Source organism: Acinetobacter kyonggiensis (assembly GCF_900107285.1).
In the GTDB taxonomy this organism is placed as follows: domain Bacteria; phylum Pseudomonadota; class Gammaproteobacteria; order Pseudomonadales; family Moraxellaceae; genus Acinetobacter; species Acinetobacter kyonggiensis.
In genome coordinates this window covers 26,223-49,714 of sequence record NZ_FNPK01000017.1, presented here as the reverse complement: position 1 = coordinate 49,714, position 23,492 = coordinate 26,223, and the positions used below count along the sequence as shown (strand labels likewise).

Sequence of the window (23,492 nt, the reverse complement as noted above, 5' to 3'; positions counted from 1 at the left end):
AAATACATCATGGCAAAAACAATTTTAATTACTGGTGCAAGTTCTGGTATTGGTGCAGGTATGGCACGTGAATTTGCACAAAAAGGTTATAACCTTGCGATTTGTGCACGTCGTTTAGAGCGTCTTGAAACGTTAAAGCAAGAACTTGAAAGCAAATACGGAATTAAAGTCATCGCAAAAACCTTAGATGTAACTCATTACGATCAAGTGTTTGAGGTATTTAAAGCATTTAAAGCAGAATTTGGCACGATTGACCGAATTATTGTCAATGCGGGTGTGGGTGAAGGTCGCCGTATTGGTAAAGGTAATTTTGCCATTAATAAAGCCACTGTTGAAACCAATTTTATTTCTGCACTTGCTCAATGTGAAGCTGCGGTTGAAATTTTCCGTGCTCAAAATTCAGGTCATCTGGTGATGATTTCATCAATGAGCGCAATGCGTGGCATGCCAAAACATTTAACCGCTTATGGCGCAAGTAAAGCAGCAGTGGCACATTTAGCTGAAGGCATTCGTGCGGAATTAATTGATACCCCGATTAAAGTCACGACGATTTTCCCAGGTTATATTCGAACTGAACTCAATGAAGGCGCGAAAAAATTACCTTTTGAAGTGGATGAAAAAACAGGGTCACATTTACTTGCCAAAGCCATTGAGAAAGAACCTGTTAAAGCGTATGTCCCACAATGGCCGTGGTTGCCGCTTGGTTTGGCAATGAAAATATTGCCATTAAAATTGGTGAATAAGTTGGGTTAATTTTCAGCCCCAATAAAAGGCTCTAAATGAGCCTTTTATTTTCAAAAGTAGATGCAGCACATGAAATGATGAAGTTTTTTTATAAGTGTATACCATCAGTTAATAATGATTTTCACCGCTTAAAATCGTATATTTATTGCCTATTTCTTAGATTTTCAACAGCTATGTTTTTAAAAATTTCTACAATTGTGTTAATTCCAGCATTGCTGATTCAAGGCTATGCAGTCAAAAAAAATACACGACGTTTGCCTGAACCCGACGGAAATCGTCAGGGAACGATCGGTGCAGGAAACCCACTGTCAATTTTGATTTTAGGCGATTCAGCTGCGGCAGGCGTAGGCGTACAAATACAGGAAGATGCTTTATTGGGTTCAATATTGAAGCAGTTAAAAAATCAGTATGAAGTTCGTTATATGCTAGAAGCAACAACGGGATATAGCAGCGCACAAATTATAGAAACAGCTCAAAATATGTCTCATCAGCATTTTGATGTGGTTATTACTTCTGTCGGGGTAAATGATATTACCAAACTCACCCAGCCAAAAAATTGGATTAAAAAACAACAACAGCTTTACAGCGAAATTAATCAAAAATTTACTCCACATATTATTATTGCATCGGGTGTTCCACCCATGAATTTATTTCCTGCATTGCCTAATCCTTTGGCATGGTTATTTGGCCAATATGCCAAAGGAATGAATCAGGCACTTGGACAATTTGTGCAAAAACAAAAGAATATGCAATGGATAGAATACGATTTGGTTCGTTTTAAAACATTAAATTTAGAAATGGCCGCAGATGGTTTTCATCCTAGTAAGGAAATATATGCACTTTGGGCTGAGCAAGTCGCAGAAAAAATCCGTAAAATATTTTAAATTAATTAGAATCCTTTGAAATAGCTTGTTATGTCGACTGAATCAGAAATTGAAACCCATCCACTTCAGCCATTTGTGCCAATAAATGCGAAATTGTTAATGTTGGGGGAGTTTTCCTCCGCCTAGGACACGTTGGAAAATGGATTTTTATTCTTCAAATAAATAACCTGAAAATCCATAAAAGCCATAGAAATAATCTTTAGTATTAATAAAAAATTCTAAACTTTGTGTTTAGGCTTTTTTATTGCTAATTTAGCAATTATCGGGGGAAAATCAAGAATAGGGCTTTCTTGTATGGCACTCTTGATATTGAATAAAAGCTTGACCTTAACTTAACCTGAGGTTTTATGCTGAATTCTGTGTTAATAATCAATTAAATTATGTATGAATAGCTTAGTAAAACATTTTTGATTTATGGTGTCAGCAAAGGCATAGGAAAAGCAATTGTAAAGTTAATACCAGATTCCATAGATACGGTTTATGGGATTTCTCGCTCCTCAGGAAGGTATAGATAATTTATTTGGTATTTAGCTATATCTGTTCGTAGATCAATTAATATAGACCTACAAGTTCAGGTAATTTTCCTACGAAAGAAATAAACAGTCAGGAGGAAAACGTTCTGATGATAAAATTAGGTACTGATAATGAAAGAGTCGTATAAAGAATGGTATCCATTAGATGAGCATTTGCCTTTTCTAATATATACAGGAATGACGAGTACTTATGCAGGACCATTAAAGCTATTTTTTAAGGCTTCTTATAAAAATAGAAATAATCTTAATGAAGAAACTATAAAAGTTACAGTTGAATTTGAAATTCAGCCTGTTTCTTATAGAGTTGGGGATGAGAGCTATAGACAAAGAACTATAGCAATGCTACCTAGTCTTGGTATAACTTCATTTTGGATATCAAATCATTCATATTTTTTGAATGATTTCTATTCTGATGCAGGTGAGCTATATCAAGATATAGAGTTTGAACATCTACTAATTGTGACCGATAATACGATTTTCGATGTTATTTTAGATGAAAGGCCAAAAGTGTATATCACTTATTAAAATCCAATGACTATTATTAACATAATATACGTTGTATGAAGTTGAAAAATTGAGTCTATAGTACTAATTTTCATCATTTTTTTGTGTTATTCACCAATTAAAATATCTAATGTAGGGATGATAGGATTATTCATGCTTGATGTGATAAAAGAGGGGGTAAACTGTAATGCTTGATTATATCTATATGACTAATTTACCAATTTATATTTATATTTTTTATTTTTTAATGGGACTTAGTTTGAATGTTTTTTCATATAATATTGCTATTAGTAATTTTAACACCACAAAAGCACCATTCTTTGTGATGTTTTTATTATTTTTAGTTGCGAATATTATTATTCTTACTATTTGTCCATTAATTAGCATGCATATTGGTTTGTACTTTTTAATAAGTATTATAATTCCGTATGCTGCTGTTTGGAGATAAGACTTTTAATTTTAAATATATATTTTGATTTATCTGAATGCAAAACATAACATGTAATATTGAGTAATAGGCGAAACATGATTACTACGCAACCCGAATCACGGATAAGGAATCTTCTTTAAAATCATGAAATAAAAATAATATATCGATCAAATATCATTAATTTTTATGACCAGTCGTATCAAATTAGAATCTTTTTTACTCTAAAAACAGTCATTATACTTAAGAAAAATAAAACAGCCTTCCTTAAGCAGGATTCGGGTTACGTAATATCAGTTAAATAGCTATTTTTAGTTTTTATTTGGAGAATTCTTTGCCAAACTCGTTTGTATTTATAAGTCTCGTTTCTTTATTTTTTTCTATTTTATTGGTGTATTTTTTTCTAAAAAAAAGAAGGTTTACAATAAGGTTGTCAATTTTTATTTTAGGGTGTTTGAACTTTTATTTATCTCTCTTATTCTTAGCAAAAAGTTATTAATGATATGAAAGTATTAATTATTTTTAGAGGGGGATTACCGTACTATCTTAAATCTCACTACCTAATTTTTTTCAATAAAGCACTTCACAATAGCTTCTATAGCAGTATCAGCTGTTTATTCAGCTTCTTTACTATCATAGCGTGGGCCAATGTAAAATGCTGTTCATCTTGAATATGAGCGGACTAGGCTAATATTTTCTTTTTCTATGAGTTTTCCACATAATTCCCAATCGAGCACTGGGGCTGATTTTACTTTCATTGCTTTGGCAAGAATTACAGGCAATTGATTCGGTATTAGATCAGATACTTTCATTTTTAACTTATTTTATTAGAAATTTAGAATACTCCTGATTCTATATCTATTGAGAAAATAGCGCCAAATTTTCATGATTTTCTTTTGTCATAACGGTCTATATAGCTGATTACTTAATTTGGTAGCACACCAAAAACCTTATGAAATGGTATTTTACGAAAATATTTCTGTGTTACGATTTTTAGAATTTAGTTATATTTTCAATAATAGTTTTGCAGAAGTTTTGCAGGTGTTAATTAAGAAAACACTAAGAGGAATAAGTTGTATCGCTATAAAAGTTACAGTTATGCTAAAATTCAGGAGAAAATCATTTGACGTATAGTCAAAATCATTCCTTAAAATATTTTACAACCTATTGATTTTAAATAATGTCTGAAATTGAAACGCATCCACTAGAACCATTTTTACCAATAAATGCGAAATTGTTAATGTTGGGGAGTTTTCCTCCGCCTAGAACACGTTGGAAAATGGATTTTTATTACCCAAACTATCAAAATGATATGTGGAAAATTTTTGGTTTAGTGTTCTTTCAAAATAAAGAATACTTTCTTGATCTAGCGAATAAAAATTTTAAAGAGCCGCTCATTCGTGATTTTTTAACTGAAAAGGGCATAGCCATTTTTGATACGGCGTATCAGGTCATTCGTTTAAAAGGCAATGCATCTGATAAATTTCTACAAATAGCGAAGCCGACTGATTTAGCGCAACTTTTACAAGACATACCCCAGTGCCACAATGTGATGACGACTGGAGATAAAGCCACAGATACTTTAATGCTTTCTATGCCAGAGGGGACTGAAAAACCTCAAATTGGACAGTCTTCAAAAACATATTTCGCTGAACGTGACCTTACTTTATACCGTATGCCTTCATCTTCACGTGCTTATCCTTTGCCAGTTGAAAAGAAAGCTGAAGCCTATGCTCAATTATTTAATGAAATAGGCTTACTTTAAGAAAATTTTAGCCTTTTATTAATCTATACGATTAAATTCTATAGGTTAATCAATAAGTAAAGAAAATCCATAAACTGCTAATTGAATGCTCAATTGTCATACTCGACATAATCCCACAGATTTAAACGTGCTTTAATTTCTGTACGGATCTTTGGCAACATTGGGAGGAGTGTGCCATCTAGCCACAAAATTAAAGCTTGTGCAGAAATTTTCTTCTGTTCTATATCAATAATTTGAGCACCTTTAACCAAGAGTAGCGTTTGTTCATTGGTTTCAGTTTCAATGCCTTTAAATAAAACCTGAAGTTCAAATCCTGTATCTAAAATAAGCCATTCAAGTTCAATTTGAATATTTTCATTCGATTTTAAAACGACTTGACCTTCTAAAAGATCACTTTCAGATAAACAGTTATGTTCTACTCGAACTTTAGACAAGAACCATTCTTGGCGACCTAAATCATCGAGGGTTTTATAAGGCAATAAAATATCATTTAAATTAAATTGACGGCTTAAATCAAAAAATTGCATGGGAAAGAGTCACGATCAGGAGAAAAAGAGTTTAATACTCGAAAAGTGAAATGTTAAAGCAAAGGGGCCGATGAGTAAAACCTTTGCAAAGCTTGATTGAATTTATGTATAAATATAAATCAAAACCTTATATGTTCTAAAAAACAATGTTAATAAAAGAAGTTGCTAGCCCGATTGATTTAAGAAAACCTGAAGATGCAGTGCAATGGGCAAGTGAAGTGAATATTAAAAGGCCATGGCGATATGCATTTTTTGATTATTATGCTGAGCTGATACAACAGTCAAATGTTAGAAACATTCTAGAAATTGGCGCTGGCCCCGGATATTTGGCTAACACCTCTTAGAAAGATGTCCAAATATTCACTATACTGCTTTTGACTTCTCTGAAGCGATGCATGATCTTTCAAGAAATAGACTGCTTGCAAATGAGTTACAAAGAACCCGTTATGTGGTTGGAGATTTTAAACAACCCGATTGGGTCGATCCACTTACTAGATACGATGTCATTATTATGCATCAAGCTTTGCACGAGCTACGCCATAAAGCATATGCAATGGATTTTCATCACATTGTGAAAACAACACTGCTTAATCCGAATGCAACTTATTTGCTATGTGATCATTTATTTGCTGAAAGTGCCATGACCAATAATGAACTTTATATGTCAAAACAAGAGCATTTAGTCAGTTTGCAGCAAGCAGGGTTTACACAGATTGAAATTTCACTCGAAATAAAAGGCTTATGTGTATTTAAATGTCATTAATTTGTCATTACATCATCCATTCAATCGGCAAGTAGGATACCGCTTGCATAGCAAAGCGCTGAAATTTCGTCGTTTCTGGGTCATGTTTATATTCTACAATTGAGCCATCTTTATGCTGATCAAGCCAAATGATTTCGCCTTGTTTATTTAATTTTAATTCGTAGGCAATTTGCTGTAAATATTGATCGAGTGATTTGGAAATATATTTTTGTAGAACATCAGATTCAACCACAAGTCCGACTTCACTGTTTAAATTGGCTGAACGAGGATCAAAATTAAATGAACCAATAAAGACCATGCCATCTATATCAAAAAATTTGGCATGTAAGCTAGAGGTGTTTTTACCTTTGGCAGGAATGACATTTCCTGTGACTACTTCATACCAAGTCCGTTTATTACGTTCAATATAGGGCTTGAATTCGTACAGTTTAATGCCATTTTGCAGTAAATCATGACGATATTTTTGATAAAAGGCATGCACCACTGCGACATCATTGGCAAGGAATGAGTTGGTTAAAATTCGAATACGCACATCATTTTTGCTTAAATTAACTAACGCGTTTGTTCCTTTACGCGTTGGTACAAAATAGGCTGAAACTAATTCAAGATGCTGCTTCGGCTCCCCCATAATATTGAGCATTTGACGATAAATAAGCTGATCATTGGTCGCTTCACCACGAATTTTATCCGGTGAGTCTGCGATAAAATGAGCTTTTGCCCAATTAATAGGACGATCTTTTAAGTGTTTATTGATTTGTTTTTCGGCTAATTCAATGCGTTTTTTTAACTGATCTTTTTGTAAAGCAGTAAGTTCATAATACTGACGCAATTTAGCAAGCTGTTCTTGATTGCCATCGCCCAAAAGTTGTGGCACTGAATAACTTAAGTTGTCATTCCAAAACGCATGGAAAACGTCATTGGCATGGTCAACAGCAGTACCATAGAACAAAATATCCATATCGGTAAATTGAAAATTATCACTGGCATCGAAATATTCACGGCTAATATTACGACCACCAGTAACCGCAATGGCACCATCGGCAATAATAAGTTTATTGTGCATACGATGGTTAATATGTTTTAAACGAAATGCATAATCAATGACCCGTAGTTTTCTAAATTTATAGGGATTAAATAATTTAATTTCAAAATTTGGATGTGCTGCAAGTTGTTTTAAAGTGGCATCAAGTTTGGTTCCGTTCTGATCATCAATAAGTAATCGAACCTTGACCCCACGATCTGCTGCTTTTAAAAGTTCAGCCAGCATGAGATGCCCAATCGAATCATCTTCCCAAATGTAATACTGTAAATCGATATTATATTTTGCTTTATTAATCAGATGTAGTCTTGAGGCAATGCTAATAAAGGCATCATCCAAAGCTAAATAAGCCGTTAAGCCTTGCGACATTTGCATGTCGACATTTGAACCGTTTAACCAGTGTTCCGCATGAATTTGAATAGGCGGTTGTTTATTGGATTGATTCATAGGCAAACTACACCCCGTCAACGTAATGAGTGCTAAAGAAAACATGACAGCATGAGTGAATGGTTTAATTAGCATAATTATTATGGCGTCATTAAGTTATAAGTACATATTATCATCATGTTAAAGGTTGAATCTGATAATAAAAAGCGGTTACTGTAGCTCATCTGTTAAAGAACTAAATAAAGGATAGCTCTGTTATGAAATCACGTGCAGCAGTCGCATTTGGTCCAGGTGAACCGCTTCAAATTGTCGAACTAGATGTCGCTCCACCAAAGGCGGGTGAAGTTCTGGTTAAAATCACCCATACAGGTGTGTGCCATACCGATGCATTTACTTTGTCGGGTGATGATCCTGAAGGTGTCTTTCCAGCAGTACTGGGTCATGAAGGTGCAGGGATTGTAATAGAAGTGGGTGAAGGTGTGACCAGTGTCAAAGCGGGTGATCATGTAATTCCACTGTATACAGCTGAATGTGGCGAGTGTTTATTCTGTAAATCTGGAAAAACCAATCTTTGCGTGGCTGTTCGTGCGACTCAAGGTAAAGGTGTGATGCCTGATGGTACGACACGTTTTTCTTATAATGGTCAGCCAATTTATCATTACATGGGCTGTTCAACCTTTAGTGAATATACCGTGGTTGCTGAAGTATCTTTGGCGAAAATTCATCCTGATGCAAATCCTGAACATGTCTGTTTGTTGGGTTGTGGTGTAACAACAGGGATTGGCGCTGTACATAATACGGCTAAAGTGCAAGAGGGTGATTCAGTCGCAGTCTTCGGTTTAGGCGGCATTGGTCTTGCTGTGGTACAAGGCGCGCGTCAAGCTAAAGCAGGGCGTATTATTGTGGTTGACATGAACCCAGAAAAATTCAAACTGGCTGAAGAGTTTGGTGCGACTGACTTCTTAAATCCAAAAGATTATGACAAGCCGATTCAACAAGTGATTGTAGAAATGACAGACTGGGGCGTAGACCATTCATTTGAATGTATTGGTAATGTCAATGTTATGCGTTCAGCGCTTGAATGTGCGCACCGTGGTTGGGGACAATCGGTGATTATTGGTGTGGCAGGTTCAGGGCAGGAAATTTCGACTCGTCCATTCCAATTGGTCACTGGCCGTACTTGGAAAGGCACGGCATTCGGTGGTGTGAAAGGGCGCACTCAACTGCCTAAAATGGTTGAAGATGCAATGAAAGGCGATATTCAGCTTGAACCTTTTGTCACGCATACCATGGGGCTAGATCAAATTAATGAAGCATTCGATTTGATGCATGAAGGTAAATCTATTCGTTCAGTGGTGCATTTTCAAGATTGATTTGTACTAATAATAAAAACGGGCAGATTGCCTAATACTGATTGGTTAAGGAGGGCTACAATTAACTCCTTAGCTTTTTAGTTATTCACAACGGAGTCTTATATTTTTAAATCAAATACTTGGAGCTCATTGATTACTTTGAATAAGCCCAAAGTAACCAAAGGCATTTGTCATCCGCAAAACTCGTCAAATCCCTTTTACTGATTAATTAATCGCAGAAACCTTACTTTTTTAAAATAGTTTTGCCTCGAACAGTTGCGGATGACGTTTTCGCGTATCGAATATTATTATGAAGTCAAAAAAAAATGCCAATCAATTTCTTAACTGACTGGCATTAGGCAATTTGCCCGTTTTTTAGCGGCGTATTTTAAGCGGTTGCTTTAATCACTTCGGCAATAGACTCAGCAACATAATCAATATTATTTAAGTTCAAACCCGCGGCACACATACGACCACTACGCACTAAATAAATACCGTATTTGTCTTTTAAAATATCGACTTGTTCAGCCGTTAAACCTGTATAGCTAAACATACCTTGTTGTTTAACCAAATAACTAAAGTCATGTTCAGGCAACGCTTGGCTTAATTTGTCATTTAAAATATGACGCATTTTAATAATACGTTCACGCATTTCTTTCAGCTCAGCTTCCCACTGTGCAGTGAGATCCGCATCATTAAGTACGTTATCGACCAATAATGCACCAGTCGTTGCTGGGCTTGAATAGATACGACGTACAGTAGCTTTAAGCTGCCCCAATACTTTTTGTGCCGTGGCTTGATCATCGCAGACAAACGTTAAGCCACCCACACGCTCACCATAAAGCGAGAAAATTTTAGAGAATGAATTACTGACAATAAAATTCATTCCTGATTGATCTAAAGCGCGAATCGCATACGCATCTTCTTCTAAACCTTGACCAAAACCTTGATAGGCAATATCTAAAAATGGAATTAGGTCTTGTTTTTTTAATACTTCAATCACTTGATCCCATTCAGCAGGGGTTAAATCTGCACCTGTCGGGTTATGACAACAAGGGTGTAATAACACAATGCTTTTAGCTGGAAGTTTACTTAATTTTTCCAGCATTTCAGCAACATTTACACCGTTGGTTGCAGCATCAAAGTAAGGATAAAAGTGCGAGTGAATTCCTGCGCCATTAAAGATCGCAATATGGTTTTCCCAAGTTGGTTGGCTGACCCAAACATCGGATTCAGGAAAATATTTTTTTAAGAAATCTGCACCGACTTTAAGCGCACCAGAGCCACCTAAAGTTTGAATGGTCACTGCACGACCCTCTAGGCGAGCTTGGCTATTTTCGCCTAAAACAAGTGCTTGAGTTGCTGCATTATAAGATTTCAAACCATCCATGGGTAAATACAGTTTGACCTTGTCATTGCTTGGTTCAATGTTTTTATATGCGGCTTTAATGGCATTGAGCTGCGGAACAATATTGTCCTCATTGTAATAAAGCCCAATACTTAAGTTAACTTTGTTTGTCCGTTCATCTTTACCAAACTCTTCCATCAAAGAAAGAATCGGATCACCTGCATAAGTATCAACATGTTGGAACATGAATACATCCTTCATTATATGTAGTAAACAAATTAAGCTTTTGCTATCGACTGTATTTTATCTTTTAATGCCAATGGATTGTCTGTTATTTTCTTATTTTTAAACTTGCTTATTTTAAGACATAATTGATTCAAAATAGGGGATGTTGAATCAAGCATATGCTGTGTTTATGGCAAAATGCATTTGATGACCTTGACCGCAATCAGAAATGTTCCATAGGTCTAAGTTAAGTAAAGATTAACTGATTTATGTCATTTTATTTTGTATAAAACTATTGTCAAATGTATAAATACAGCGTATTTTTATCTCAAGACACATACTTTTTTGAAGAAATAAAGATGTTAAAGCAACCAGCAATCTCAAACGCGACTTATTATTTTTGGCAATTTAGATAATTGCCTGAATGCGTTCGGGCAAAAAATGGTTGCCCACCAAGTTAATACCTGATCGGCAACCCTGATCAGGTTTTTTTATGCTTTATTTTTTTACACTTTTTGGAGTTACCTCATGAAAACATTAACTTATTCATATTTTAGCAACTTTTATTGGTTTTACTTTAATCAAATGATGACGCAATCCATTAGACCCATAACGCTCAAATAAAAGATTGGACTGAAAAAACAGTCCCTAGGAAAGTTCCATGAATGCTTTAAATACTGCTTTACAACAGACTCAAACGACTACAAAAGAAACCATTTTAAGCTTGCCTTATCAATTGAAGGCGCAATTGCCTTTGTCTGCAAAATTGGCGCAACAAATTGCCGATCAGCGTCAGACAATTCAAAATATTTTAGAAGGCAAAGATCATCGTTTGATGATTGTGACAGGTCCATGTTCAATTCATGACCCCATTTCTGCACTTGAATATGCTCAAAAAATACAACAATTACAAAGCCAAGTCTCAGATCAAATTTTCCTCGTCATGCGTGCATATATTGAAAAACCACGTACCACGATTGGTTGGAAAGGTTTTCTATATGACCCAAATTTAGATAATTCATCGAATATGCAATTGGGCTTAGAAAAATCACGTGAGTTGTATTTACAAATTATTGATATGGGTTTGCCGATTGCAGCTGAAATTTTAAGCCCTATGGCAACAGCTTATTTCGATGACTTACTGGCTTGGGGTGCAATAGGTGCACGTACCAGTGAATCACAAGTTCATCGTGAAATTTCAAGCCACATGCCATACAGCATTGGTTTCAAAAATGGCACGGATGGCTCAATTCAAATTGCACTTGATGCGATTCAATCTGCATCTCACTCACACCAGTTCATGGGCATTAGCCAGTCTGGTTTACCTTGTGTTTTGGAATCACAAGGCAATAGAGCAGCACACTTGATTTTACGTGGTGCAAATTCAGGTCCTAATTATCAATTGGCTGAAATTGAAAAAATTAAAGCAAAAAGCAAAGCTGAATTACCCGCTTTAGTGATTGATTGTAGTCACGGTAACAGTCATAAAAACCCATTAGTGCAAGCTGAAGTGTTACGTACCATTGTGGCTGAACGTGCACACACCAATGTACGTGGTGTGATGCTAGAAAGTCATTTACAAGATGGGCAGCAAAAAATTTCATGTGAAATGACGTATGGTCAATCTGTAACAGATGGTTGTTTAGGTTGGGATAAAACACATCAACTTTTATTAGATGTAGCAAACTCCCTACGTGTGTCTCAATTGAAACGTAGTGCTTAATACGGCTAAAAACATGGTTATATTGCAATGAAGCTTTTTTAAAAAGGCTTCATTTTTTTAAATCTGTCCATTTATGTTAGATGTTTAAATTTAGATCACGGCTTTGTTGATGTAATATACAATTTTTTAAAATTCTTTTAACCAATTAAAATTAACAAATTTGAGTCATCGCGCTTCTTTATGCACAATATTAAAAATTGATACTAAGTAATAACTAATTGTTTAATAAATACATAACTAACGATATGCAATTGTTATTTAGTACATTTAAATAATGTTTAATGGGGAAGAGTATGTACAGTGCCGAATTATTGGAAGAAGCGCGTAAAATAATATTTCATATGCTGACCAAAGTTGTGGAATATGGCGGATCTGACTTATTTATTTCAGCAGATTTTCCACCGAGTATTAAACACCAAGGATTGATGAAACCTATTGGGCAACAGGCTTTAACTGCCGATAAAACAAAATTATTTGCCTATAGTTTAATGAATGAGACTCAAAGACAGGAATTTGAAAAAGAACTTGAGTGTAATTTTGCCATTAGTGTTCCCAATGTTTCACGTTTTCGTATTAATGTGTTCCAACAACAATTACAAGTGGGTATGGTGATTCGTACCATTACCGCAGAAATTCCAAATTTTGCCCAGTTAAAATTACCTGAATCACTCAAAGATGTGATGATGGCAAAAAGGGGCTTAATTTTAGTTGTTGGTGCAACAGGTTCGGGTAAATCCACATCTTTAGCAGCCATGATTGATCATCGTAATGAAAATTCAGCAGGGCATATTATTACGGTTGAAGATCCAGTTGAATATGTGCATAAACATAAGAAGTCGATGATTACCCACCGCGAAGTGGGCGTCGATAGTCATTCATGGCACAATGCTTTGAAAAATACTTTACGCCAAGCACCTGATGTAATTTTGATTGGCGAAATCCGTGATACTGAAACCATGGAACACGCTATTGCATTTGCTGAAACAGGGCATTTATGTTTAGGTACTTTGCATGCCAATAATGCCAATCAAGCACTAGATCGAATCATTAACTTTTTCCCTGAAGAACGAAAAAATCAATTATTGATGGATTTATCTTCAAATATGAAAGCGATTATTTCTCAGCGGTTAGTCCGTACTCAAGATGGTCGTGGACGTCGTGCAGCCATTGAAATTTTGCTCAATACACCATTGATTGGTGATAATATTCTTAAAGGTCAGCTTCATGAACTTAAAGAAATCATGAAAAAGTCACGCGAACTGGGTATGCAAACTTTCGATCAGGCTTTATTTGATCTTTATAATGAGGGTTCAATCAGTTATGAAGAAGCGTTACGTAATGCTGACTCTATGAATGAATTACGTTTACAGATTAAATTAAAAAGTACCCGATCAGATCAAGCCGCTGTAACTCCAGCTTCATCATTTAGCATGCAACAAGAGGGTGATGCCGATGAAAGCGATACGAAACAGGAACCTGTGACTTCCAGTTAAAAAATAAATTTTTTAGTGTGTTAGTTTATTGAATGGGCATAATTCAAATCTTGGATCATGCCCAGTTTATTTAGACTTCGAGATGAAGCAATTTAAGACACTAAAAATGTTCAATTGTTTGCAATAAGTCGACTTCATCCGCACGATCATGACTTTACATGATTAAGATGCTTTCGGTTGATCTACATATAATTTATAAAATACTAAGCTTAATGCGGTAATAAATGCACAAAGTAAATATGCAAAGCTATAGCTGTGCTGAACAATCACAAGACCCAATAAAATTGATCCAAGTGCAATACCTAAGTCATAACAGGTAAAAAAAGTAGATGTTGCATGTCCAATTCGATTTTTCGCTGAACGCTGAATAGAAAGGGTTTGTAAACAAGGTTGAGCTGAACCAAAACCCATTCCGACAAATATTGCAGCAATCATCAAACCAGCGACTGAATTTATTTGACTTAAAATGATCAGTCCAATTGAGAACAGGGCAATAGCAGGATAAACCACATAATTTGCACCTTTTCGATCATAAATTTTCCCTGTAATTGGTCGTAGGCTCATCATTGAAATTGCAAAGACCACAAAAAATAAACTGGCGTAGGGCAGTAAATTTTTTGATTCCGCAAATGTTGAAATAAACGACATAATACTGGCATAAGAAAAAGAGACGATCATTGCCATAATTGAAACAGGGAGTGCTTTTTTTTCGACAAAATCTTGCAGCGTTAAACGGCGCTTTATTTGAGTGATTGCCGATTTAGTTTCTGCTGGAATTGGAATCATGAAGCAAAAAATAAAACCGAGGCAAATAATTGCAGCAAGAATTCCTGCAACTGTGGTGTATGCAAAGGGTTGAATTAAACTAAGACCGAGTAGTGGCCCAAGGACAATCCCTAAATTAATCGACATGACAAAATATCCCATGCCTTCACCTTTACGTTTTGCAGGAATAAAGTCATGAGCAATCGGGACGGCCACAGTGGTTAAGATACTAAACCAAATGCCATGTAAAAACCGAATGAACAAGAGAATAGTTAGATTATCTGCAAATAAATAGGCAAAAGAGAATAGACAAAATAAGGCTTCGGAAACATAGAGCGTTTTTTTACGTCCAAATTTTTCAATGATTAATCCACTAAAGGGGCGAACTGCAATGGATGATGCCATGAATAAGGTCATGGCTAAACCCGCTTGTGCTAACGTACCATGTAATTCATTTAAAATATAAATAGGCAAGATAGTCGTTTGTGCAAAATAAAACACAAACAAAAAAAGGTTATTGGCTAGACATAGAATAAATGATTTATTCCACAGTTGTTCGGCATTCTCTGAAGACATAACTTACCTAGATAATCATAAATGATATACGGCTAACGAGGCTTATTAAACAATTCTTCTTAAGCTAGGAAGATCATTGTTGTAATGATTAGAGATAAGTCAAATAGTCGTTAGATGTTATAAAGTTTAGAATATTTTTATTGAAAAGTATAGTATTTTAATAATTATTGATTATATATGTGGTTGGATTAATGTTTTTTTTGATAAAAAATCACAATGTGATTTTTAGTTATTTATTATTATGTTTCTACATAAATAAAAAAAATCAGCCATAAAGGCTGATTTTTAATGCTGAAGACTTAGGTTATAAGCCTGCTTCATATTCACTGCTTGAAAGTAACTGATTAATATCAGCCATATCGTTTGGCTTAATTTTATAAATCCAGCCCTTACCATATGGATCATCATTGACAAAGTCTGGATCATCTTCAAGGCTTGAATTCACTGCAACCACTTCACCTGAAATAGGCGCATGAATATCGGATGCTGTTTTAACTGATTCGACCACACCAGTTTGCTGACCTGCAGTAATTTGCTGACCGAGTTCAGGCATTTCTACATAAACTAAATCCCCCAATGCGTCTTGTGCATGGTCAGAAATACCTGTAATGACCAGATCACCTTCAATTTTGACCCATTCGTGGGTACTTGCATACTTCAACTCTGAAGGATGATTCATTGATGACTCCTTTAAAATATTCAAATCATTTTTGCCATGTTTTATACATGTTTTTTGATCAAAACGAAAGTTTATAAATAAGGATCTTTACGCCAATTGCTTGGGCTACGACCACTCCAACGCTTAAATGCCCGACTAAAATTGGCAACATCACTGTAGCCAAGTTCATCTGCAATGAGTTCCAAGGTGTAATCTGTTCGTGAAAGGAGCGATGTTGCATGACGATAGCGGACTTCATCGACTAAGGTTGAAAAAGAAGTTCCTTCGGCAGCCAACTGACGTTTTAAAGTCCGATCAGACATATGTAAACGGTCTGCGACATTTTCAATACTTAAATAATGTTGTTCTGATTTGGTCAAAATGTCACGTACACGCATGGCTAGGCGTCGTCGTTCGCCTAATGCAGACAATTCAGCTTCACATTGATTAATCGCAATTTGACTGGCAATTGGGTCGGCATTCACCATTTTAAAACTGAGGTATTTTTTATCAAAACTTGATAATAAATGTGGCTGTTCAAAACGGAAGTTATGGGATGGAAACTTATTGATATAGCGTTCAAAACCAGAGGGTTGAGCAAAATCAAAATCTATATCACCCGATAAATCATCACAATCTGTTAAAGCTTTCGCCATAGTGATGATGCCAAAAGTCAGAGCAATGGTAATTTCCGTCCGTAAAGGCTCAATATCAAAATCACATTGTAATTGCAGCGTTGCTTTCTCACCAAAGGTGGAAAAATAAAGCTGTAAAAAGGGCATACGGAGCTGAATAAAGCGATTGGCTAACACCAAAGCATCCGTAATATCATGTGCAGTCATAATGGCATAGCCAATAAAACCATGAATCGAGATTCGCATTTGCGTGCCTAAATGAAAACCTAAAGTCGGTTCTCCTGTTAAGCGTAATGCATGTTTCACCAACTCATTTGCAACCGATGTTGGAATGCGAAAATTTGGATCTGCCAATAGCTCACTGGTTAAATGAAAGGGTGTAAACAATGCTTCAGCATTGTAGCCCCAACGAGACACGACATCTAAGAGGAGCAGACCGTAAACACCGGGGATTCCTTGATCTTGTTTTGGAGAAATCGTTTTCATGCGCTATCCATTGCACTTTCGTTGTTTTTCTATTTGTTGGTTTTCATATTGGCATGAAAAGAAACAGTATTCTATTAAAATTGTTCGACAATTATTTTAAAGTCTTCAAATTAAGCCGCTTTAAATTCCTTTTTAAAGACCACAATTTTTGTCGTAGAAAGTAATAAAACATCATTATTTTGATTCAATGTTTGCGTTACATAGGTCACGATAGCGCGGTCAGTTTTGGTTTTTGATGGCGTAATCGCAATAATTTCAACTTCAACATGAATTTTATCGTTAGGGCGAGTTGGTCTTGGCCAGCGAATACTGGATTCTGAACCAATCAGTCCGTAAGCGACAGGAAAACATTCTGTCCATAAGCGCATTGTTACCGCAGAAGTATGCCATCCACTTGCGGCAATACCTTGAAAAATAGGATGCGCTTTGGCTTGATCTTCATCGGTATGAAAAATTTGTGGATCATAAGCATGGGCAAATTGTTTAATTTCTTCTAATGTCATTTCATATTCACGACTTATGAAACAATCACCCAGTTTTATATCTTCTAAATACAACATTAATCCAATTCCTTTTTCTTCAAAGCTTGTTGCTCGATTAAAAAACTGCCTGTTTGTCTTTGCCATAAATGGGCATAAATTCCACCTAGTGCGACCAGTTCATCATGCGTACCTTGTTCTGCAATATGTCCTTGATCTAATACAATCAAACGATCCATTTGTGCAATTGTTGAAAGTCGATGTGCAATTGCGATGACTGTTTTTCCTTTCATTAATTCATCCAAACTGGATTGAATTGCAGCTTCAACCTCAGAGTCTAAAGCACTGGTTGCTTCATCTAAAATTAAAATAGGTGCATCTTTTAAAAATACGCGTGCGATGGCAATGCGTTGACGTTGTCCACCAGAGAGCTTTACACCGCGTTCACCAACATAGGCTTCATAACCCGATTTACCCCGTAAGTCGGTGAGTTGAGGAATAAAATCTTCTGCTTTGGCTTTGCGAACAGCTTCAAACATTTGTTCATCTGTTGCATCGGGACGACCATATTTAATATTTTCAGCCACGGTACGGTGTAATAAAGAGGTGTCTTGGGTCACCAAGGCAATACTTTTACGCAAACTGTCTTGAGTTACATCTTGAATGTTTTGACCATCAATCGAAATACGACCTTGGTTAATCTCATAAAAATGCAACAATAATTGAATTAAAGTCGATTTTCCAGCACCAGAACGACCGACGATACCAATTTTTTCACCCGGTTTGATGGTTAAATTTAAATGATCAATCACATTTTTATTGTTATAAGCAAAGCAGACATCTTCAAATTTGATTTCACCTTGTGGCACTTGTAATGGGGCAGCATCTTTTTTGTCTTGGATGTTAATAGGGCGACCCAGTGTTTTCATGCCATCTTGAATGGTTCCAACATTTTCAAAGAGTGCAGATGTTTGCCACATCATAAATTCAGCAATGCTATTAAGTTTTAAGATCATGGCTGTTGTTGCCGCAATAATCCCCAATTCCGCTTGCCCGTTGATCCAAAGCCAAATGGCTGTACCTAAAACCCCAACGTATAAAACCACACTCAATAAGTTAATGCTGATTTCATACTGCACCCCTAAACGCATTTGTTGATAAACCGTGGTCATAAAGCCTTGCATAGACTCTTTGGCATACTGGCTTTCATGACCCGCATGGGCAAATAATTTAACGGTTTGAATGTTGGTATAAGCATCGGTTACGCGCCCCGTCATGACTGCACGAGCATCGGCTTGTTTATTGGAAATTCGGCTTAAACGAGGAATAAAAAAGCAAGCTGCCGCAATAAACAACACTAACCAGAGCATCAGAGGCAAAATCAGCATTGGGGAAATTGCGCCCAATACAAAGCTAATGGTCACAAAATAGATCACGACATAAGCCAGCATGTCACCTAAAATCACCCAGAACTCGCGTACTGCAAGCGAAGTTTGCATAACTTTGGCAGATAAGCGACCAGCAAAATCATTATGGAAAAAATCCAGACTTTGTTGTAGTAATAAATTATGAAAGCGCCAGCGCAGGCGCATTGGAAAGGTGCTGTAAAGAATTTGATGTTTAATAATTGATTGAAAACTTGCAAAGAAAATATTGGCAAAAAGAATACAGGTCAAAAGGGTCAAATTTTGTGTATGTTCAGCTAAGAATGTTTCAGGTTGACTTTTACTTAACCAGTTTACTAAATCACCAATTTTTGCATAAAGTACTGCTTCAAAGCTCGCAGCTCCAGCAGTACATAATACCAACAATAATAAATAGGGGCGAACACCTGTTGCAGCTTGCCAAACGAAAGGGAAGAAACGGGTTGGAAGTGGTTCAGTTAAACCTTTAGATGGATAAGGATCGACAAGTTTTTCAAACCACTTCAACATAAGTTACACCTTTAAACCTTAATAATATTAAATTTCAGTAATTTACAAATTTTGTATCAAAAACAATATCTTGATTGATAGCTTACTACACGTTTTAACCTGTGTGAACACCGATTTTGCTGTGCTAACCCGATTAAATTTGCCCCTAATTTTTACCATAACACTAATCAGATGGTGTTTTAAGATATAGAGTAGTGATCCGCTCCACCACAAAGATTATCTGGCATTTAGAGCACGTAAAACTTTGAGCACAAAATGCATTGCTGAAAAGTGGATTAAGAAATTTCCAATTGCTAAAAAGTCTATCATGAAATTAAGTAGTATGGATTTATCAGATCATGTTGAGTTAAGGAAAACGTAATGTTCGAAAGCAGGTATTGCTCCCAAGTATTATTTTTATGAATTGCTGCAAGTATGAAGTGTACTGACTCATGCTTCTATAATGTGGGAAACACCTGTTGATTTGAATACATTTTTGTCATCAAAATAAGCCGATGATTCAAACTATGGAAGCATCCGTTTAAACAGGATTCGGGTTACTTAAAAAGTTTAATCTTTTCAGAAGCTTTAAGACTTAATCTTTTTCTTATGCGCGTACATTTTCTCATCTGCTTCTTGCAGCGTCTTTAATAATCCATTAAGAGGATTACGCATAGCAAGACCAATAGCAGCACTGATATTCGCTTCTGCAAAAACTTGAAGCACTCTGTTTACTAAGTTTTCTGCATTTACTTGATTATTTTCAATACTCAGAATCGCAAATTCATCTCCCCCCAAACGAGCCACAATATCATTACTGCGTACACAACCTTTTAAAGCCGTCGCTGCCTTTTGAATGAGTTCATCACCCGCAGTATGTCCCAAACTATCGTTTACAGTTTTCAAATTATTAAGATCAATCATTAAAATTGCAGTAGGATGTCCATAGCGTTTACAACGTTCTTCTTCCAAATTGACCAACTTATCCCACGCTCTTCGGTTAAATAATCCCGTTAATGAGTCATTTAGAGCTTCTTCTTTAAAGCGTTCACGTTGACGTATTTGTTCAACTTCTCGTAATTCTCCTTGTAAAATATAACTTAGCATTTGACCTAATAGATCAATTAGTCCGGCTTCTTTTATTATTGCCTCTGATTGAGGCTTGGGATCAATTGCGCAGAGCGTACCAAAAAGAGAACCATCTTCTTTTGTAAGTGGTTGGCCAATATATGCTTTGATCTCTACTTGCTTAGCTATGGGTGCATTAACATAAAGTGGAATATCCTCTGATCGGGGAGCAATTCTAGGCGCTTTGCCTTGTACCATATGTGAACAGAAAGAGTCAGCCCAACGAAATACTTGACCGGGTTGAACGTTATATCCATTGTCTTCACTTTGAAGCACAATCCAATCATCACCCTCGGTACGAGTAATCATCCATAAATTAAAACCAAATTTTTGATATAAAAATTTTAAAACAGCCTGACCAGCTTCTTCGAAGTTTTTAAATTCAGCACTATTCATCTAATTATCCTGCCATTAATAGTAAAAATTAATATCAAAAAAATGATTTAGTATTTTCCCAGCACTACTTTTCATGTTTTAAACAAAAAAATTGAGTCCAGATTTATTTTATCAAATATTATTAAAGAAAATAGTGCAAGTAAAATGGATAAGATTCTAAAAATAATAGCTTAATATTGAGTTTTAGCAAACTCATATACTTGGACTGGTTCAGATGGCATTACTTCTTCTCATTGCTTTTAGCAGTTTGTAATAAGAAGTGCAAGAAGTAGAGTCGGCAGTATTTTTCTCTCATCATTTTGATTTTATTGAATTGAGAATTATAAAGAAAATTCATATCAAAGTAGATTTGAAAATTCCATTTTTTAAATCAGCGCTTTTTATTGTACATAGTAATAAGAATAATTATGACGATAGCGATGATTAGTGAGATGAAAGCTGTTTCCATTTTCATATGTTCACCACGTTCTTGTACAGTGTATAAATTTTATCAGGTTTGAAACGAATAGTGGAAGATATTAAAAAACCACCAAAGTGGGCCTTGTGTGATTTAATACTATTCATAGTATTAAAGGGAGGTGTTGTTATAGGCTTTTTATATAGAATTAATGTTTATAAGATATTGATATTAAATAAAATAAACTAAAAAATAATTATTGCAGACCATATTTTATCTTGTCTTAGCCTGATCGTAATTAAACAGTATGATAATCAAAATAAATCCTAATTTTGACTAAAAAAGTTAATATTCTGATTTGAGTTTTTGTTTAATCTCTTAATTTATTTATCAACTATATATTTAATTTTAATGAAATTATTGTCTTTGTAAAAAAAATAATTGTTATAATCTCGCGTACTTTGCGCACAACTGTGCTTCTTTTTCCCCTGAATTGTAAATATCTTTTTATGAACCTTAAATTTATTGGTGCTGTTGCACTACTCCTTGGACTTATTAATCCATTATCTGCTATGCCTTTTGATCCGTTAATTGGTACGTGGAAGGTTATAGATGACTATACTGGTTATTATATCTCAGATATCGTGATCCGTAAAAATTCAAAAACACAGCAATATAGTGCTGTCATTACTAAAAACTATCCTTTACCAGGTACACCAATGACTGAAGTGTGTACCAAATGTCAGGGTTCACTGAAAAATCAGCCGATTTTTGGAATGGAGGCACTAAAAGGGCTTGTTGCAGATGCCAGTAATCAGCAATTCAGCAAAGGAGTGTGGGTCAACCCACAGGATGGGCGAGTATATAATATTGATGCCCGTCTAAATGCTTCAGGAGATCAAATAAAAGTCCAAGGTAAAGCTAAAAATAGTAATACTGTTAGCAATATGATTTGGAAGAAACTCTGATATAACGTTTATTAGTCAATGATTCAAAAATAAAAGTCATCTAAATAGAAAAACCACCTAATTTCATCATTGGGTGGTTTTATTTTCATGAGGCATAAGTGAGTTCATATTTCTCTTTATGATAATCTAAAGCAATATTCAGATATAGTTCAAGTTAGTGTGGTATTAATTCAGGAAATTAATTTATATAATACAATAACTTGTATTTATTGTTTTATATCATTCAGGGTTGAGTAGTTTTAAATATTTACTGCTAGATTCAATAATTAATTTTTTGAAAGTCGGGGCTTTATCACCGTCACAAGCAATAATCACTAAATTCCCAGTTTTTCCAAAACCTTTGACGATTCAGCCTTTAGAGTAGTTAAAACTGTAGTCAAGCAATCTCTATTGGATCAATTCTTTAATGATAAATTAGAACCAGTTCTGATTGAATTGATCCAGACGGTTGAAAGGGTTTAGATGATCTTTTTGAACGTGATCAGAATGATTTGCAGGAGAAGATCTTGATTGACCTTTAAAAATCAAAGAAGACACGATTCGTGTAAACAACCTTGCCAAAAGATGAAAAATAGCAAGATAGACAATTAGGCTTTTTAGATGATACTGGATTAGGTTGATTTATGGCTGTGTAAGAGCATCTTTTGTTCTTCGGTATATAGATTCACATCTCATACAAAAAACAATCTAAGTTAAGGTGTAAAGCTATAAGAATGGGTGATAGGGTTTGTATTCCCATGTTTTTTGTTTTGAGGTGAGTGATGAAATTGTTAGCTCTCATTGGTGCAGGTGTGGCAGCGGGATATTGCTATAAGAAGATGAAGAATAGGAAGCAAAATCCAAAAAACGCTCAGCTTGATGAAAGCACTAAAAATTCTCAGTTAGATGAAAATGTTAAGCTTGAGAACATTACTGTGTAATTTCTTTAAAGTAACCTCACGAATAAGCGTGATTTTAATTAGCGACTCTCAGATTTATATAGTGACAAAAGCTCGGTCAGTAGATCGAGCTTTTTACTTATTCTAAATAATTAATTAAGTGCAGATAGTAATTTGATTTAGTTGGCATTATTTTTGTTTTTTGATATATTTTGCCACTGTGAGGCTGCTTTATTTAAATGATAATGATAATCAGAAACTAGCTGTGGTTTCTAACGCCTTCCAAGGTGTTCTTAGTTTTAGCCCACTCTTCCATGTGTGGGTTTTTTTTGCATAGAGATAAATTAGAAAGCTTTACGAAATATTGTGTGAAATTTAAAAGAAGTAAAGTGATTGAAAGATTTAGTGTAATAAATATTCGATAAAAATATTAGAAATGGGCTGTGATGAGTTTCATAATAAATTCATTTATTTTTGATTTAATAGTTGTAGTATTTTG

The 23,492-nt window shown here is 35.2% G+C and carries 18 protein-coding genes and 3 pseudogenes; 12 read left to right on the top strand and 9 right to left on the bottom strand.

The genetic code is table 11. The annotated features are described in order from the left end of the window. Positions 1 to 9 precede the first annotated feature (9 nt). The 6 genes and pseudogenes from BLV99_RS13070 to BLV99_RS13045 all read left to right on the top strand — a co-directional run bounded on the left by BLV99_RS13070 (position 10) and on the right by BLV99_RS13045 (position 4,857). On the top strand, positions 10 to 753 hold the full coding sequence (locus BLV99_RS13070) for an SDR family oxidoreductase (protein WP_086185544.1): 744 nt from the start codon (positions 10 to 12) through the stop codon (positions 751 to 753). Positions 754 to 917: 164 nt separating this feature from the next. Continuing rightward, a complete protein-coding gene (locus BLV99_RS13065) occupies positions 918 to 1,628 on the top strand; it encodes an SGNH/GDSL hydrolase family protein (protein ID WP_092691434.1) in 711 nt (236 codons plus the stop codon). A 30-nt stretch (positions 1,629 to 1,658) separates the two neighbouring features. Continuing rightward, positions 1,659 to 1,788: pseudogene (locus BLV99_RS13060) on the top strand (uracil-DNA glycosylase family protein); the annotation flags it as partial. Positions 1,789 to 2,035: 247 nt separating this feature from the next. Next, positions 2,036 to 2,125, top strand: a pseudogene (locus BLV99_RS18520) (short-chain dehydrogenase); the annotation flags it as partial. A gap of 147 nt (positions 2,126 to 2,272) precedes the next feature. Next, positions 2,273 to 2,686, top strand: a complete 414-nt coding sequence (locus tag BLV99_RS13055) for a hypothetical protein (protein ID WP_092691432.1) — start codon at positions 2,273 to 2,275, stop codon at positions 2,684 to 2,686. A gap of 1,586 nt (positions 2,687 to 4,272) precedes the next feature. Then, entirely contained in the window at positions 4,273 to 4,857 is a 585-nt protein-coding gene (locus BLV99_RS13045; RefSeq protein ID WP_092691427.1) for a uracil-DNA glycosylase family protein, read from the top strand. Between the two features lie 89 nt (positions 4,858 to 4,946). Here BLV99_RS13045 and BLV99_RS13040 read toward each other — a convergent pair whose 3' ends face one another. Continuing rightward, positions 4,947 to 5,384 carry a hypothetical protein gene (locus BLV99_RS13040; RefSeq protein ID WP_092691422.1) on the bottom strand — a complete coding sequence of 146 codons (438 nt, stop codon included), beginning with the start codon at positions 5,382 to 5,384 and terminating at the stop codon, positions 4,947 to 4,949. 146 nt (positions 5,385 to 5,530) lie between these two features. Here BLV99_RS13040 and BLV99_RS13035 point away from each other — a divergent pair. Beyond that, a pseudogene (locus tag BLV99_RS13035) lies at positions 5,531 to 6,147 on the top strand (class I SAM-dependent methyltransferase). Between the two features lie 7 nt (positions 6,148 to 6,154). On the opposite strand, the gene BLV99_RS13030 reads toward BLV99_RS13035, so the two are convergent. Beyond that, entirely contained in the window at positions 6,155 to 7,708 is a 1,554-nt protein-coding gene (locus BLV99_RS13030) for a phospholipase D family protein (RefSeq protein WP_092691417.1), read from the bottom strand. Between the two features lie 122 nt (positions 7,709 to 7,830). Between BLV99_RS13030 and BLV99_RS13025 the strand changes: the two genes are divergently transcribed. Next, complete coding sequence (locus BLV99_RS13025; RefSeq protein WP_092691415.1) at positions 7,831 to 8,946, top strand: S-(hydroxymethyl)glutathione dehydrogenase/class III alcohol dehydrogenase; 1,116 nt, start codon at positions 7,831 to 7,833, stop codon at positions 8,944 to 8,946. A 367-nt stretch (positions 8,947 to 9,313) separates the two neighbouring features. Here the strand turns inward: BLV99_RS13025 and BLV99_RS13020 are convergent, their stop codons facing one another. After that, positions 9,314 to 10,519: an amino acid aminotransferase gene (locus BLV99_RS13020; protein WP_092691409.1), complete on the bottom strand. Its 1,206-nt coding sequence runs from the start codon at positions 10,517 to 10,519 to the stop codon at positions 9,314 to 9,316. Positions 10,520 to 11,159: 640 nt separating this feature from the next. Here BLV99_RS13020 and BLV99_RS13015 point away from each other — a divergent pair. Together BLV99_RS13015 and BLV99_RS13010 are read left to right on the top strand one after the other, a co-directional pair. Next, entirely contained in the window at positions 11,160 to 12,221 is a 1,062-nt protein-coding gene (locus BLV99_RS13015) for a 3-deoxy-7-phosphoheptulonate synthase (RefSeq protein ID WP_092691406.1), read from the top strand. Between the two features lie 293 nt (positions 12,222 to 12,514). Beyond that, a complete protein-coding gene (locus tag BLV99_RS13010) occupies positions 12,515 to 13,714 on the top strand; it encodes a PilT/PilU family type 4a pilus ATPase (RefSeq protein WP_092691403.1) in 1,200 nt (399 codons plus the stop codon). 162 nt (positions 13,715 to 13,876) lie between these two features. Here BLV99_RS13010 and BLV99_RS13005 read toward each other — a convergent pair whose 3' ends face one another. The 6 genes from BLV99_RS13005 to BLV99_RS12980 form a co-directional block, all read right to left on the bottom strand. Next, the gene (locus BLV99_RS13005) at positions 13,877 to 15,055 is read right to left on the bottom strand and encodes an MFS transporter (protein ID WP_092691401.1); all 1,179 of its coding nucleotides are present in this window, start codon (positions 15,053 to 15,055) and stop codon (positions 13,877 to 13,879) included. Positions 15,056 to 15,359: 304 nt separating this feature from the next. Then, the gene (gcvH, locus tag BLV99_RS13000) at positions 15,360 to 15,734 is read right to left on the bottom strand and encodes a glycine cleavage system protein GcvH (protein WP_086185843.1); all 375 of its coding nucleotides are present in this window, start codon (positions 15,732 to 15,734) and stop codon (positions 15,360 to 15,362) included. A gap of 71 nt (positions 15,735 to 15,805) precedes the next feature. Then, positions 15,806 to 16,834, bottom strand: coding sequence for a helix-turn-helix domain-containing protein (locus BLV99_RS12995; RefSeq protein WP_092691399.1), 1,029 nt, complete (start codon positions 16,832 to 16,834; stop codon positions 15,806 to 15,808). 110 nt (positions 16,835 to 16,944) lie between these two features. Further along, the gene (locus BLV99_RS12990; RefSeq protein WP_092691395.1) at positions 16,945 to 17,394 is read right to left on the bottom strand and encodes a MaoC family dehydratase; all 450 of its coding nucleotides are present in this window, start codon (positions 17,392 to 17,394) and stop codon (positions 16,945 to 16,947) included. Beyond that, positions 17,394 to 19,247 (bottom strand): ABC transporter ATP-binding protein, encoded by a 1,854-nt coding sequence (locus BLV99_RS12985; protein WP_092691391.1) that lies wholly within the window; start codon positions 19,245 to 19,247, stop codon positions 17,394 to 17,396. Before BLV99_RS12985 ends, BLV99_RS12990 begins: the two co-directional genes overlap by 1 nt. Positions 19,248 to 19,814: 567 nt before the next feature. Beyond that, positions 19,815 to 20,750, bottom strand: coding sequence for a sensor domain-containing diguanylate cyclase (locus BLV99_RS12980; RefSeq protein WP_092691384.1), 936 nt, complete (start codon positions 20,748 to 20,750; stop codon positions 19,815 to 19,817). 906 nt (positions 20,751 to 21,656) lie between these two features. Here BLV99_RS12980 and BLV99_RS12975 point away from each other — a divergent pair. Beyond that, positions 21,657 to 22,115 (top strand): DUF2147 domain-containing protein, encoded by a 459-nt coding sequence (locus BLV99_RS12975; RefSeq protein ID WP_092691381.1) that lies wholly within the window; start codon positions 21,657 to 21,659, stop codon positions 22,113 to 22,115. 761 nt (positions 22,116 to 22,876) lie between these two features. Next, positions 22,877 to 23,035 (top strand): hypothetical protein, encoded by a 159-nt coding sequence (locus tag BLV99_RS18265; RefSeq protein WP_167356335.1) that lies wholly within the window; start codon positions 22,877 to 22,879, stop codon positions 23,033 to 23,035. Positions 23,036 to 23,492: the final 457 nt, after the last annotated feature.